The sequence below is a fragment of the Hydrogenophaga sp. SL48 genome, assembly GCF_021729865.1.
Classification (GTDB): domain Bacteria; phylum Pseudomonadota; class Gammaproteobacteria; order Burkholderiales; family Burkholderiaceae_C; genus Hydrogenophaga.
Window position 1 is genome coordinate 4,267,312 of record NZ_CP063400.1, and the last position, 14,246, is coordinate 4,281,557.

Below are 14,246 nucleotides of genomic sequence, written 5' to 3' on the forward strand. Positions count from 1 at the left end.
CCTGACACCCGCAGCACACCCCATGGCACACGCCCCGGCCCCCTTCGCGGCGAACCCGCGCCCCGGCGGCGTGCTGGCGCTCCTGCTCGATTACGAGCGGGCACCGGGCCGCTACCCGGTGGCGCGGCGCGAGCCCGCCCTGCTGTTCGACCGGGTGGGCACGGTGCTGCGGCTGGCCACCGACCGGGCGGTCGACGGGTTGCCACCAGGGGAGACTGTCCCGGCGCCGCGCGCGCGGCAGGCGGCGCGGTTTTTCGTGCGCACCGTGATGCTGCGCCCCGGCGCGGACCACTACACCCTGCTGGGGCTGACACCGGACTCGGCCCCCGAGCTGCAGCGCGATCACTACCGGATGATGATCCGGCTGGCCCACCCGGACTTCGCTTCGGCGGACGAAGCCTGGCCGGCCGACGCGGCCTCCCGCATCAACTTCGCAAACGACGTGCTGTCCTCGCCGGTGCGGCGTGAGCGGTACAACGCCACCCTGGCGCCGGCACCGGCGGCGCCGGCGCCCGTCAAGGCCCTCCCGGCCCCCCAGGGCACGCCCCGGGAACGTGGCGGGGAGGTCCGCCTGTCCCGCCTGCTGAACCGGCGCGGCACGCACGCGATGTTCACGGTGCTGCTGCTGGCGGGCGCCGGGTGGTTGTTCAGCGGCACCGAACACCCGGGCGCGTCGCTGACGGTCAAACGGGCGGCACTGCCCACGCCGGCGTTGTCCCCGGCCGAAGTCCACACCCCCCAGGGCATGAAGCTGCTGCTCGACGCCGCCATCCATCCAGCCCAGCGGGGCATCGCGCCCACGGTGATGCGCCTGGAAGATGTGCAGCCCACGATGGACCAGGTGCTGGGTGCCCTGCGCTCGGGTCGGGGCGAAACGGTGCTGCAGGTGCTGCACCCCGAATGGCGCAACCACCCGGCGGCCACGCGGTTTGTGGGCGACTTCAACCAGCGGCTGGCGGGACGCACGGTGAGGGGCCTGGACGAAGTGACAAGCAGCGCCTCCAGCGCGGCCGGCCTGTTCGTGGTGGACAGCGCCATCGACGTCCGATTGCAGAACGCCTCGCAGCAGAACGAGACCCTGAGGCTGAACCTCAAAGCGGTCTTCCTGGCGCAAGCGGGCGCACCGGTGCTGACCCGGCTGGTGGCACAGCCATGACGGCGCATCACCCTGGTGCCCGTGGGCCCACCCGTTTGAACGCGCCTTCAGCGGCGCCATCCACCGCCATGGGCCATGTCTACGGCATCGACCTGCTGCGTTTCCTGGCCTCCATCGCGGTGGTGCTGTTTCATTTCAAGTATTTTGGTCTGGGGGCACCGGAGCACCGGGCCACCGGACCCGATGTCGCCTTTGATTTTTTGCCCGACTGGGCGTCCAGCGGCTGGATCGGTGTGCAGATCTTTTTCGTGCTGTCGGGCTATGTGATCGCCCAGTCCGCGATCGGGGCCTCCTGGCACGGCTTCTTCATGAAGCGGGCCATTCGCATTCTCCCGGCGCTCTGGATCTACGCCACCATCGCCTTGCTCGTCCGGATTGCCTCGGGCGAGTCCACCTGGGAAAGGCTGCTGGACTGGTTTCGCAGCATGGTGCTCTCACCCAAAGGTCCCTACATCGATGGCGTGGTCTGGACCCTGGTGATCGAGGCCGTTTTCTACGCGGTCATCTGCGTGTGGATGGTGGTGCAACAGCGCCGTGGTGGCCAACAGCTTGTCTCGCTAGACCGCCTGGCTGGGCTGCTGGGTTTGGCCAGCGGGCTGTTCCTGGTGTTCGCCAGTGTGGCGGCCGCCATGGGCCTGGCGTTTGCCACGCCGCTGGACTGGTTCGGGTACAAGCTGCTGTTGCTCCATCACGGCGTCTACTTTGCCCTGGGCATGACCCTCTTTTCCGTGACGCAACGCCCCCCAACGGTGGCAACGCGGGCCGCCATCGTTCTCCTGATCCTGCTGTGTCTGCTGGAAATACGGCTCAAGACGAACACCGGCGGTGACGTGGTGATCGCCTCGGCCCTCTGGCTGTTCATGCTGGCCTGGCTGATCCTGTCCATCGCCCTCCGCCCGCCGATCACACAGGCCCGCCTCCGGGGCGTTTTCACCATCCTGGGCAAACTCTCGTACCCCATCTATCTCGGGCACTTTGTGCTGGGGATGTACCTGGTCCCCCATCTGGCCCTGGTCATCGAGGATCGAACGCTGCTGTTTGCGGCCAGCATGCTGTTCATCACCACGCTGGCCCTGCTGATTGCCCACGGCCCGGAGCCCTGGGGACAACAGAAGTTGAGATCCCTGTTTCAACGCATGGTGCCGGCCCAGGCATCGACCCCCCGGCCAACCGGCCCGGTTTCAACAACGCCGCCCATTGAACGCAATGGGCAACTGATCCACCCATGGGAGAACACATGAACATCCTGGTCGTCGGCGGCGCCGGCTACATCGGCTCGCACATGGTCAAGCACCTGGCCCTGGCGGGCTGCGAGGTGACCACCCTCGACAACCTGGTCGGGGGCTTTCGCGACGCGGTGCTGCACGGCGCGTTCGTCGAAGGGGACCTCGCCGACCGGGCGCTGCTGGACCGGCTGTTGCAGGCCCGGCGTTTCGACGCCGTGATGCACTTTGCCTCGCACATCCAGGTCGGCGAGTCGGTGCAGGACCCCGGCAAGTACTACCAGAACAACGTGGTGAACACGCTGAACCTGCTCGACGCCATGCGGCACGCGGGGGTGATGCATTTCATCTTTTCCTCGACCGCGGCGATCTTCGGCGAGCCGCAGAGCGAACGCATCGGCGAAGACCACCGCCAGCAGCCGATCAACCCCTACGGCCGCAGCAAGCTGATGGTGGAGCAGGCGCTGGCCGACTACGACCGCGCGTACGGATTGCGATCGGTGTGCCTGCGCTACTTCAACGCCGCGGGCGCGGACCCCGAAGGCCAGCTGGGCGAGCGGCACGAGCCCGAGACGCACCTGATCCCGCTGGTGCTGCAGGCCGCCTCGGGCCGCCGCACCCACATCTCGGTGTTCGGGCAGGACTACGACACGCCGGACGGCACCTGCATCCGCGACTACGTGCACATCCACGACCTGTGCCAGGCGCACGGCCTGGCCTTGCAGAGCCTGATGGCCGGCGACCCCAGCCAGGCCTACAACCTGGGCAACGGCCACGGCTTCTCGGTGAACGAGGTCATCGAGGCCGCGCGGCGGGTGACCGGGCGCGACATCGCGGTGCAGTACGCGCCGCGCCGCCCGGGCGATCCGGCCCGCCTCGTGGCCGACTCGACGCTGGCCCAGCGGCGCCTGGACTGGCGGCCCCAGTACGCGGCGCTGGACACGCTGGTGGAGCACGCCTGGCAATGGGAGCTCCAGCGCCTGCCCATCGACAACCTGTCCTGAAATGTGACCTGAATGCCTGCTGTTGGAATCCGGGAACTGGCGAACCTGAGCATGGTCATCGCCCGCGGTGAGTTGCTGCGTTATGCGCGCGGCAAGGACGGCTACACCGCGCGCTTTGAAGACAGGCTGGCCCGCCTGATCGGCGTGCGGCACGTGCTCACGGTCAACAGCGGCTCCAACGCGCTGATCGCCGCCATGGCGGCCGCGGGCATCGGACCCGGCGACGAGGTGCTGGTGCCCGCCTACACCTGGGTGGCCACGGCGCTGGCCCCGCTGGCCGTCGGCGCCGTGCCGGTGCTGGTCAACATCGACGCGTCGCTGACCATCGACCCGCAGGACATCGAACGCCAGATCACGCCGTTCACCAAGGCCATCGTTCCGGTCCACATGCAGAACGTGGTGTGCGACATGGACGCGATCATGGCGATCGCCCGGCGGCACCAGCTGCTGGTGATCGAAGACGCCTGTCAGGCCGTCGGCCTGCAGTACAAGGGGCGCCGGGTCGGGGGCATCGGTGATCTGGGGGCCTTCAGCTTCAACCACCACAAGAACATCACGGCCGGCGAGGGCGGCGCCGTGCTGACGAACGACGACCGCTACTTTGAGCGCGCCCGGATGTTCCACGATCCCGGCGCCTTCATCCGCCAGCACGCGCCGACCAGCGAGCCCCTGTTCTCAGGCTTGAACTGCCGCGTGTCCGAGCTGACCGGCGCGGTGCTGCACGCGCAGCTGGGCCGGCTGGAGCCGCTGCTGAAGACCTTGCAAGCCCGGTACCCCGGCGTCGCGGACATCTTCTCCGGTCGTCCCCGTTGCCGGCCGTCGCCGCACCACAGCCCTGAAGACGCCGTGGCGCTGAGCGTGCTCTTCGACGACCCGGAGGAGGCGCGGATCTTCGGCCAGACCCGGGGCGCCGGGCGGCTGATCGACACCGGCCGGCATGTGTTCACGAACTGGGAAGCGGTGCTGTGCAAACGGTCGTTTCACCCGCGGATGAACCCGCACCAGTGGGCCCACCGGGAGATCACCTACAACGTCGACGACTATCAGGCCACGTTGGACATTCTCAGCCGGACCTGCAGGGTGTCGCTGGGCGCGCAGTACCCGGCGCCGGTGATGCTGCTGCAGAAGCGGACGCTGCGGGCGGCGATCGACCGGTTGTCCGCCCAGAGCAGGCCGAACGGCGGTGGCTGACATGCCGAGTCCATTGCCCGTCGAAGACCTCGCCAGCCTCGGCGACGCCCGGATCGAGCGCTGCGACGTCCTGATCGTCGGCGGCGGCCCGGCGGGCCTGGCCGTCGCGCGCGGGCTGGCGGAGGCCGGCCGCAGGGCCCTGATCCTGGAAAGCGGCGGGCTGGCGGAGCAGGACAGCACGGAAGCGCTCAACGAGACGCTGAGCGAAGCCGGCCTCTGGTCGCCGCGCCAGGCGGCCAAGCGGCAACTGTTCCACGCCCACCAGACCCGGATGTGGGCGCACGACCGGCAAGGCTTCGGCGTGCGTTGCCGCGCGCTGGGCGGCTCGACGGTCGCCTGGGCGGGCAAATCGGCCGCGTTCAGCGACCAGGACTACGCGGTGCGCCCCTGGGTGCCGGACAGCGGCTGGCCCGTGACGGCGGCCGAGCTGGTACCCCACCTGGACAGGGCCGCGCGTGCGCTCAACCTCGGCCTCAACTGTTACGACGGCCGGCTCTGGGCACACCTCCGCCGGTCGCCCCCCCAGCCGCGCCCGGACCCGGCCGTGCTGGACTCCTTTTTCTGGCAGTTCGCCCGCTCGTCCATCGACCCGACGGACGTCCTGCGGGCCGGCGCCGAGTTCCTCCAGGCCGCCCCGAGGGGGTGCCGTGTCCTCACCGGCGCCACCGTGCTGGAGGTCCTGACCGATGCGTCGGGCGAACGCGCCTGCGCGGTGCTGGTCGCGGACGCCTCGGGCGCGCGAAGGACGATCGAGGCGCAGACCATCGTGCTGGCGGCCAGTGCGATCGAGAATGCGCGGCTGCTGCTGAATTCGCGCTCCCGACACGCCGCCGGACTGGGCAATGACCGGGACCTGGTCGGCCGTTACCTGCTGGACCACCCCAGCGCGAGGCTCGCCAGCTTCAGCCCGGGCGCGATCCCGGCCATGTCCCGGCTCTACGGCTTCTACGGCCTGCGGGGCCCCAGGGGCGTCAGCATGTACATGCACGGCCTGGCCCCGACGGCCCGCGTGCAGGAAGCGGAGGGGCTGCTGAACTGCGCGGCCTACACCATGGGCGAACGCGCGCCGGACGACCCGTGGAGCGCGGTCAGGCGGATCGCCAAACGCCAGAGCGGGGACTACCTGTCGGACGCCCGCGCCATCCTCAAATCCCCCGGGATCATGGCCAAGGGGCTGGCGCGCCTGGCCTTTCAGAGCAACCGGTTTCCGAAGGCCTGGTCGCGCTTCGCGGTCCACCAGGTGCTGCGGTTCCGGCCGGGTCTGGCCGTCGAGGAATACCTGACGCGGGGCGTGCCGCACAAGCTGGTGGGCCTGTCCATCGACGCCATCTGCGAGCAGGCGCCGGACCGGGACAACCGCATCCAGCTGTCGCCCAAGCAAGACCGTTTCGGCATGCCGCTGCCGGTGGCACGCTGGCGCATCGGCGAGCTGGAGATCCGCACCCTGACCCGGCTCGCCGACATCCTGCTGCGCGAGTTCGGCAAGGCGGGCCTGCCATTGCCGGTGATCGCGGACTGGGTGTCGGCTCGCGACGCCCGCGGTGCCGACATCATCGACATGGGCCATTCGGCCGGGACCACGCGCATGGCGTCCGATCCCGGCCGGGGCGTGGTGGACGCCGATGGCAAGGTGCATGGCGTCGAAGGCCTGTACATCGCGGGAGCGTCCATCTTCCCGACCTGCGGGCACGCCAATCCGACGCTCATGATCATGGCGTTTGCCTACCGGCTGGCCGACCACCTGACGCAACGGCGATCACCATGAACGTGGGCGTCATCATTGCTTCCCTGGGCCGCCCCGACAGCGTCGGTGTGCTGCTGGACCGGCTGGCCGGGCAGACGCAACGGCCCTCGCAGGTGATCCTGTCGATGGAAAGCCCGGCCGATGCGCCGCCGGCGAAGGACTACCCGTTTGAGGTCGAGTGCATCTTCGGGCCGCGCGGCTCCTGCGTGCAACGCAACCGGGGCCTCGACCGGCTGCGCCCGGACCATGGGGCCGTGGTCTTCTACGACGACGACTTCATCCCCTCCCGCTTCGCCATCGCCGGCATCGCGCGGTTCTTTGCGCGCCATCCCGACGTGGCCGGCGCGCACGGCCTGCTGCTGGCCGACGGGATCAACGGCCCCGGGATTGCTCCCGAGGAGGCGGGGCGCCTGGTGGACGCCGCCGACGCGGCGGGCGACACCGAAGCGGCCACCATCCTCGCGCGCACCCACGGGCTCTACGGCTGCAACATGGCCTACCGGGTGTCGGCGATCGCGGGGGTGCGGTTTGACGAAAACCTGCCGCTCTACGCCTGGCTGGAGGACCTGGATTTTGGCGGCCGCGTCGCGGGCCCGCTGGTGCACACGGACGCCTTTCGGGGCGTGCATTGCGGGGAGAAACGGGGGCGCGAAAAGAGCGGGCGGCGGCTGGGCTACAGCCAGGTCTGCAACCCGGTGTACCTGCTGCGCAAGGCCACGCTGCCGCGACGGATCGCCGTCCGCATGATCCTGCGCAACCTGCTCGCCAACCACGCCAGGCTGTTCCGCCCGGAGCCCTGGATCGACCGCCAGGGGCGCGCCGCCGGGAACTGGCTGGCCATCCGGGACGTCCTGCGGGGGCGCGTCGATCCCCGCCGGATCCTTGAGCTGTGAACACGGGCGCCCCGTGCGGGGTCGTGATCAACGGCAAGTTCCTGTCGGCCGCGCCGACCGCCGTGCACCGCGTGGCCTACGAACTGACGCGGGCCCTGGGCGAGCTGCCGCACCACCCGGACATCTCGATCGCCGTGCCCCCGCGGACGCGGCTGGCGTGGCCGGCCCCGAACCTGCCGATCAGGGCGGTGGGCCACCTGCACGGCATCGCCTGGGAACAGCTGTGCCTGCCCGGGGCCGCGCGCGGGCAGCTCCTGGTCAGCTTCTGCAACATGACCCCGTTCAGGGTGCGCTCGGGCCTGACCATGGTGCACGACGCACAGGTGTTCACCACGCCGCGCTCGTACGGGCAGGTGCGCAGCGCCTGGGCAAGGCTGCACATCCGTCTGGCGGGCTCCGCTCAGCTGGGCCTGCTCACGGTGTCCGAGTTCGCGAAGCGTGAACTGGTGTCGCTGGGCATCGCCCCGGCCGAGCGCATCCATGTCATCCACAACGGGGTCGATCACGTGCTGCGCATTCCCCGCGACGACGCGGTCCTGACCCGTCTCGGCCTGACCCCGCGGCGTTATGCGCTGTCGCTGGCCAACCTGCAGCCGCACAAGAACATCGGCCTGCTGCTGCAGGCCTTTGCCCGCCCGGGGCTGGCGGGATTGCCGCTGGTGCTGACCGGCCGCGCCACGGCCGCGGATTTTGCGGCGGCGGGGTATCCCCTGCCCGCCAACACCGTGTTCGCCGGCTACGTGAGCGAGGGCGAGATGGGCAGCCTGCAGGCCCATGCGCTGGCCGTCTGCACGCCCTCGCTGACCGAGGGTTTCGGCCTGCCGCCGGTCGAGGGCTTGCGGCTGGGCACGCCCGCCCTGATCGCGCCCTGCGGCGCGCTGCCCGAGGTCTGCGGGCCGGGCGCGCTGAAGGTCGATCCGCACAACCCGGCGGCCTGGGAAGCCGCGCTGCTGCGCTTGCAGAACGACCCGGCGCTGTGGCAGGGGCTGTCGGACGCGGGGCGCGCCTTTGCCGAGCGCTTCACCTGGGACGCGGCCGCCCGCAAACTGCTCAGCGTGATCGCGCAGGTGACGGCCGGATGAACATGAGCATGCAACCGGCCAGGTTCACGGGGGCGGGTGGCCCGGCCCGGCCACCGCTTCAGCGCGGCCAGAGCACCCACATCTGCAGCGGCTGCTTGAGCCGCGAGGCGAGCTGGTAGGGCGCGTCGCCCCAGCCGCCCCAGCCGGTGAACAGGTCGGCCCGCACCGCGCCGACGATGGCGCCCCCGGTGTCCTGCGCCATCACCAGCCGCTGCTGGTTGTAGACCACACCGCGCGAGGCGATCCAGACCGGCGTGCCGTAGGGAATGCTCAGCGGATCGACCGCGATGGAGCGCCCGGGCGTGAGCGGCACACCTTGGGCACCGCGCGGGCCGAAGCGCGCGTCCAGCTCGGTGAGCTGCACTTCCTTGAAAAAGACGGTGCGCGGGTTGCTCCAGAGCATCTCGTTGAGCCGGCCCGGGTTGTTGGCGGCCCAGGCCTTGATGCCGTCCCAGCTGGCTTCGCGGATGGCGCGCTGGTCGAGCAACCACTTGCCCACGCTCTGGTAAGGGTGGCCGTTGTGCGCTGCGAAGGCCACGCGCACGGTGCGGATGCTGCCGTCCGGTTCTCTGAACTGCAGGCGCCCCGAGCCCTGGATCTGCAGGATCAGCGCGTCGATCGGATCGGCGAGCCAGGCAATCACGCGACCCCTGAGCGCGGCCTGCGCGGCGGGCAGGGTGTCGATCTCCTGGCGGCTGTACCAGGGCTGCCCGGCCGGCAGGCCGGGCGGCGGCGCGTACAGCGGCGTGCGGTGGATGAAGGTGGGCTGACGGCTCGCGGCCATGATGGGCTCGTAATACCCTGTGATCAGGCCCTGGGCTGTGGTGCCGTCGGGCTCGACCACGCGGTAGGGCTGAAAGCGGCTTTCGATCCAGGCCTGCTGTTCGGCGGTGCCGGCCATGGTGAGCGGGCGCATCTCGGCGCACAGCGCCGCGTGCATGGGCGCAGGGCGTTCGCAGCCGCGCGCCCAGGCGCCCCAGACCTCGTGCAGGCTGTCCAGCCCCCAGCCCGGCAGCGCGGCCCAGCGCACCGGCAACCAGCGGCTGCCTTGGCGCTGGATGGGCGGCAGCGGCACCTCGTCGGCCGAAGAAGCCACTGGCGCGGGTGTGGAACCGGTGGGTGGCACGCTGGAGCACGCGGCCAGGCTGCCTACAATCAGGGCCGCCATCCACCGCCAAACCACCCCACGGCCGAAACCACCCATGACCTTGTTGCTGCTCGAAGCGCTGGCTGCGCTGGTGTTGTTGATCTTCATCGTGTGGTGGACCATGTTTTCAGGCCGGAAAAACGGGGAACTGCCCGAGGAAAAAAAGGCCGAACGGCCCGAGCGCAAGGACTGATGCTCAACGCCCGCCCACCTCGCGCAGCGCGTTCGCCAGCTCCACCGCCGACTTCACACCCATCTTGTCGAACACGCGCGAGCGGTGCACCTCGACCGTGCGCACGCTGATGTTGAGCCGGTCGGCGACCAGCTTGTTGGGCAGGCCTTCGATCACCAGGTGCATCACGTCGCGCTCGCGCTCGGTGAGCCCGTCGAGCCGCTGCTGGACCCCGAGCCGCTGCCTGCGGCTGGCCAGCACCTGCGCCGACAACTGCAGCGCCTGCTCGACCCGATCGACCAGCGCGTTGTCGGAGAACGGCTTCTCGCAAAAATCAAAGGCACCGCGCTTGACGGCATCGACCGCGGTCGGCACGTCGGCGTGGCCGGAGAGAAAGATGACCGGCAGCGCCGATTGCCAGGGCAGCGTGAGCAGGTGCTCGAACAGCGCGAGGCCGCTGGTGCCGGGCATGCGCACGTCGAGCAGCAGGCAGCAGGGCACGCCGGGCTCGGCGCTCCAGCGCGAGATCTCGGTGAGGAAGTCGTCGGCGCTCTCGTAGCCTTCGCTGAGCAGGCGGCGCGTGCGCAGCAACCAGGCCAGCGCCTCGCGCACGCCCTTGTCGTCGTCCACGATGAACACCTTGGCGTCGGGGTGTTGGGTCATGGGCGGGATGATAGTTCAGGCCTTAGAATCCCGACGGCTCAGCGGGCAGCCTTTGGCGAACCGCGCGGGTTTGACCCTCGTTCGCCAACAAAAATCCTCAGGGAAGTCCCATGAAACATCGCATTTTTCTCTGGCTGACGGCAGCCATCACCGCAGCGCTGACCGGCTGCGCGACCCAACTGCCCATGGCCTTGTCCGACACCAGCGCGCCCAAGGCCGACAAGGTCACGCTGCTGATGAGCGCCACCATCGACAACCGCTACAAGGCCTCGTACCAACCCGAACTGCTGGTGGTCAACGTCGAAAAAGGCGGCGCCAAAGAGAAGGCGGATCGCTTCAACTTCCAGCCGGACGACAAGGCCCGGCGGCCCTCCGAGGGGAAAAATGCGCCCAACAGCTACCTCCTGAGCTACGAACTGGCGCCAGGCGACTACGTGATGCCCGCCATGTTGTCGATGGCCCGGTCCTTCCCGTTCATCGGGAGTTTCCAAACCGTGCTGATGCAGGACCTGTCCTTCCCCAAGGCGGGCGTTTATTACATCGGACATGTCCAAGCCGTGGTGCGCGAGCGCAAGGACGATGAGGAGCGTGCCGGTCCCGTCATTCCACTGATCGATCAAGCCGTGGTCGGCGCCAGCGGAGGCACCTTTGACGTCACCATCTCCGATCAATGGGCCGGCGACGAAGCACTGTTCAAAACGGCCTACCCTTCACTGGCCAAGGTCGGCATCGAAAAGAAGCTGCTCGCGCCGCACGACCAGGCCAAAGTGAAGTCCCGCTGGGAAGCGCTCAAACAATAGACGCCGCCGGAGCGCGGGTTCCCTGCGCAGCGCAGCTGCGCAACGATGGCTTCTCTAGGCTCCCGGCAGCGTGAACCGGAACACCGTGCCGCGCGGCTGCGCCGGCTCGTGGGTCAGTGCGCCGCCGTGCTGCTCGATCACCGTGCGGCACAGCGAGAGGCCCAGGCCCATGCCCTCGGCCTTGGTGGTGAAGAAGGGGGTGAAGAGCTTGTCGCGCACCTCGTCGCTCAGGCCACGGCCGTGGTCGGTGACGGCGAACTCGACCCAGACCTTGCGCGGCGGGTCTTCCTCGCCCGAGTGCAGGCGCGACTGCCCGACCGACAGCGTGAGCACGCGCCGCCCCGAGGCGGTCGGCGGGTCGCCCTCGGGCATGGCCTGCATGCCGTTGCGCGCCAGGTTGAGCAGCACCTGCTCGACCATGGTGCGGTCGCACAGCACGGGCGGGCAGCCCGGGGACACCGAGGTCTGCACCCGGATGCCGAGCTTCTTGGACTGCAGCGTGAGCAGCGGCATGATGGCCTCGATCAGGCTCTCGGGCGCCACCGCCTCGCGCACCTGCTCGCGCCGGCGCACGAAGTCGGCCACGCTCTTGATCACGCGACCGGCGCGATCGGCCTGTTCGCTGATGCGCTGCATGGCCTGGCGCAGGTCGCTGGTGGGCAGGCCTTGACCCATGTCGGCGGGCTCGTCGAGCAGGTTGAGCGTGCCGCTGGCGTAGCTGGCGATGGCCGCGAGCGGCTGGTTGAGTTCGTGGCTGAGCAGCGAGGCCATCTCGCCCACCGTGGCCAGGCGCGCCGTGGCCTGCAGGCGCTCCTGAGAAGCGCGGTTGAGCTCTTCGACGCGGCGCTGCTCGCTCAGGTCGAGGATGGCGCTCATGAAACCGGTCTGGGTGCCCTGGGCGTCGATCAGCGGCGCCTCGATGATGAGCACCGGGAAACGCGTGCCGTCCTTGCGCTGGAACACCGACTCGTAGCCCTCGCGCGGCAGCGTCTGCCCCGCCAGGCGGATGGCCAGGCGCTGCTGGTACTCGTCGATCAGTTCGGGCGGCCACCACGGTGCGGGCAGGCCGGTGCCGATCAGCTCATCGGCCTCGAAGCCCACCATCTGGCAGAAGGCCGGGTTGACGTAGGACACGCGCCCGTCCATGCCGCGAGCGCGCAGGCCGGTGACCAGCGAGTTCTCCATCGCCTTGCGGAACGCCAGCGCCTCGGCCACCTCGGTCTCGGCGCGCTGGCGCCGGCGCATGTCGCGGCCGAACAGGGCCATCACAGCGAGCAGCGCCAGCGAAAGCGCACCGACCACGGCGGTGAGCACGTTGGGGAACAGCCCGGCCACCCGGCGCGGGCTCTCCAGCCGCAGCATCAGCGTGTGGCCGGGCAGGTCGAGCAGGGTGTTGGCGACCTGGGTGCGGCGGCTGCCGGGCGCGCTGCTGTGCAGCGCCAGGCGCGTGCCATCGACCTCGGTGAAGGCCAGGCCGCGGCCGCGCAGCAGCTCCTTGTTGCTGAATTCGGAGAGCAGGCCCGGCAGCGAGTAGGTGGCGATGAGGAACCCGTCGTTGACCCCGGCCCGCACCACCGGCAGGCACATCTCGATGATCTCCATGCCCAGCCCGCTGGCCATCGGCCAGAAGAAGCTGGGCGAAAACGAGGGCCCCGAGACCCGCTGCGCACTCTCGCAGGCCTGGCGCACATCGGGCAGGGCCTGCTCGCGCGGGAGGTAGCTGAACAGGTCGGCCACGTAGACCGAGTCGCGGTGTGCCAGCAGGCGCAGGGCGCTGTCGCGCCACTCCAGGCGCACGAGTTCACGCTGCGCCGACAGCACCTCCGCCGCAGGGTCGAGCCACGAGTCGGGGGTGGGCGCCACGCTGTGCAGCGACTGCAGGGTCTGCACATTGCGCACCAGCCCGCTGCGGATGTCGCTGGCCACGGTGGCGGCGTCGCGATCCAGCGCCGCCTGATCGCGCCCCTCTTCGTACTCCCCCGCCAGGAACACCAGCACCCCCAGCAGCGCCGCCACCAGCAGCAGCAGCGCGCCCCACAGCAGCCAGCGTCGCGAGCGCAGGCCGGAGCGGACGGGCGGCGTGGCGTGAGCGGGTGTTGGCGTTCCGTCTGGATGCGCGGGCATGTGTGAAAGAACCTCAGCCTCTCAGGACTTGGACGGAGCGCGATGTCCCACCCAGCAAACACCGTGGAACCGGCTTCGCCGGGCCACTGGTGTTGCCCCCCAGTGGGGGGCTGAGGACCGCGGCTCCGAGCCTGCCTGCGCAGGCTGGGACGGGACGAAGAGGCATCGACTCTGTCGATGACGCGGCCTGCAAGGCACGCGCCCCTGGGCGCGGCGCGGGGGGCGTCTCATAATCTGCGGTGCTGGAGCGAAGGCAGCTGCTCTCGCACGTTGCGCAGGCGCTCCAGGTCGATGTCGGCCAGCACCACGCCGGGGCCTTCGGCCTGCATGGCCATGACCTGGCCCCAGGGGTCGATGACCATGCTGTGGCCCCAGGTGCGGCGGCCGTTTTCATGCAGGCCACCCTGGGCGCTGGCGATCACATAGGCCTGGTTCTCGATGGCACGGGCCCGCAGCAGGATCTCCCAGTGCGCCTGGCCGGTGGTGTAGGTGAAGGCGGCGGGCACCAGCAGCAGATCAGCCGCCAGCATGCGGTAGAGCTCACCAAAACGCAGGTCGTAACACACGCTCATGCCCACGCGCCAGGGCTCGCCCTGGTGCGGCGTGAAGTCGAACACCGTGGGTGTTTCGCCCGCGCGCAGCACCGCCGATTCGTCGTAGGCCTCTTTGCCGTTGTCGTAGCGGAACAGGTGGATCTTGTCGTAGCGGCTGACGCAGTGGCCTTTGTGGTCGTAGACCAGCGAGGCGTTGGCAGCGTGGGCCGGATCGTCGGTGGCCATGGGCAGGGTGCCGCCCACGATCCACATCTTCAGCTCGCGCGCGGCGTCGGACAGAAAGTCCTGCACCGTGCCCAGCCCCGGCGTTTCAGCCAGCAGCAGCTTGTCGGCGTCCTGCTGGCCCATGAAGCAGAAATACTCCGGCAACACGGCCAGCTCCGCGCCACTGCGGGCGGCCTGGGTGAGCAAGGCGCGCGCGGCGCTGAGGTTGGCGTCCAGGCTGATGCCCGAGACCATTTGAATCGCAGCGACTTTCATGAGAACTCCTTAA

At 69.6% G+C, this 14,246-nt stretch carries 13 protein-coding genes; 9 read left to right on the plus strand and 4 right to left on the minus strand.

All coding sequences use genetic code 11. The annotated features are described in order from the left end of the window. Positions 1–22: 22 nt before the first annotated feature. The 7 genes from IM738_RS20175 to IM738_RS20205 are packed head-to-tail and all read left to right on the plus strand — an operon-like array spanning position 23 to position 8,293. Positions 23–1,156 (plus strand): J domain-containing protein, encoded by a 1,134-nt coding sequence (locus tag IM738_RS20175; RefSeq protein ID WP_236962822.1) that lies wholly within the window; start codon positions 23–25, stop codon positions 1,154–1,156. A gap of 35 nt (positions 1,157–1,191) precedes the next feature. Next, the gene (locus IM738_RS20180; protein ID WP_236962823.1) at positions 1,192–2,397 is read left to right on the plus strand and encodes an acyltransferase family protein; all 1,206 of its coding nucleotides are present in this window, start codon (positions 1,192–1,194) and stop codon (positions 2,395–2,397) included. Beyond that, the gene (gene galE / locus IM738_RS20185) at positions 2,394–3,383 is read left to right on the plus strand and encodes a UDP-glucose 4-epimerase GalE (protein ID WP_236962824.1); all 990 of its coding nucleotides are present in this window, start codon (positions 2,394–2,396) and stop codon (positions 3,381–3,383) included. Before IM738_RS20180 ends, galE begins: the two co-directional genes overlap by 4 nt. A gap of 12 nt (positions 3,384–3,395) precedes the next feature. After that, complete coding sequence (locus tag IM738_RS20190; protein ID WP_236962825.1) at positions 3,396–4,574, plus strand: aminotransferase class V-fold PLP-dependent enzyme; 1,179 nt, start codon at positions 3,396–3,398, stop codon at positions 4,572–4,574. A 1-nt stretch (position 4,575) separates the two neighbouring features. Next, complete coding sequence (locus IM738_RS20195) at positions 4,576–6,339, plus strand: GMC oxidoreductase (RefSeq protein WP_236962826.1); 1,764 nt, start codon at positions 4,576–4,578, stop codon at positions 6,337–6,339. After that, a complete protein-coding gene (locus IM738_RS20200) occupies positions 6,336–7,211 on the plus strand; it encodes a glycosyltransferase family 2 protein (RefSeq protein ID WP_236962827.1) in 876 nt (291 codons plus the stop codon). The genes IM738_RS20195 and IM738_RS20200 overlap by 4 nt, the downstream gene beginning before the upstream one ends. Then, on the plus strand, positions 7,208–8,293 hold the full coding sequence (locus tag IM738_RS20205) for a glycosyltransferase family 4 protein (RefSeq protein WP_236962828.1): 1,086 nt from the start codon (positions 7,208–7,210) through the stop codon (positions 8,291–8,293). The genes IM738_RS20200 and IM738_RS20205 overlap by 4 nt, the downstream gene beginning before the upstream one ends. A gap of 58 nt (positions 8,294–8,351) precedes the next feature. Here IM738_RS20205 and mltA read toward each other — a convergent pair whose 3' ends face one another. Next, entirely contained in the window at positions 8,352–9,548 is a 1,197-nt protein-coding gene (gene mltA, locus IM738_RS20210) for a murein transglycosylase A (protein ID WP_236962829.1), read from the minus strand. Here mltA and IM738_RS20215 point away from each other — a divergent pair. After that, entirely contained in the window at positions 9,496–9,633 is a 138-nt protein-coding gene (locus IM738_RS20215; protein ID WP_171984857.1) for a hypothetical protein, read from the plus strand. The two genes, mltA and IM738_RS20215, sit on opposite strands and share 53 nt — an antisense overlap. Positions 9,634–9,636: 3 nt before the next feature. Here the strand turns inward: IM738_RS20215 and IM738_RS20220 are convergent, their stop codons facing one another. After that, a complete protein-coding gene (locus IM738_RS20220; RefSeq protein ID WP_236962830.1) occupies positions 9,637–10,275 on the minus strand; it encodes a response regulator transcription factor in 639 nt (212 codons plus the stop codon). A gap of 110 nt (positions 10,276–10,385) precedes the next feature. Here IM738_RS20220 and IM738_RS20225 point away from each other — a divergent pair, with 110 nt between their 5' ends. Continuing rightward, positions 10,386–11,075 (plus strand): hypothetical protein, encoded by a 690-nt coding sequence (locus IM738_RS20225; RefSeq protein WP_236962831.1) that lies wholly within the window; start codon positions 10,386–10,388, stop codon positions 11,073–11,075. A 54-nt stretch (positions 11,076–11,129) separates the two neighbouring features. On the opposite strand, the gene IM738_RS20230 is transcribed toward IM738_RS20225, so the two are convergent. Both IM738_RS20230 and IM738_RS20235 read right to left on the minus strand, forming a co-directional pair. Then, positions 11,130–13,199, minus strand: coding sequence for a two-component system sensor histidine kinase NtrB (locus IM738_RS20230; protein WP_236962832.1), 2,070 nt, complete (start codon positions 13,197–13,199; stop codon positions 11,130–11,132). 227 nt (positions 13,200–13,426) lie between these two features. Further along, positions 13,427–14,233: a carbon-nitrogen hydrolase family protein gene (locus IM738_RS20235; RefSeq protein WP_236962833.1), complete on the minus strand. Its 807-nt coding sequence runs from the start codon at positions 14,231–14,233 to the stop codon at positions 13,427–13,429. Positions 14,234–14,246 lie beyond the last annotated feature (13 nt).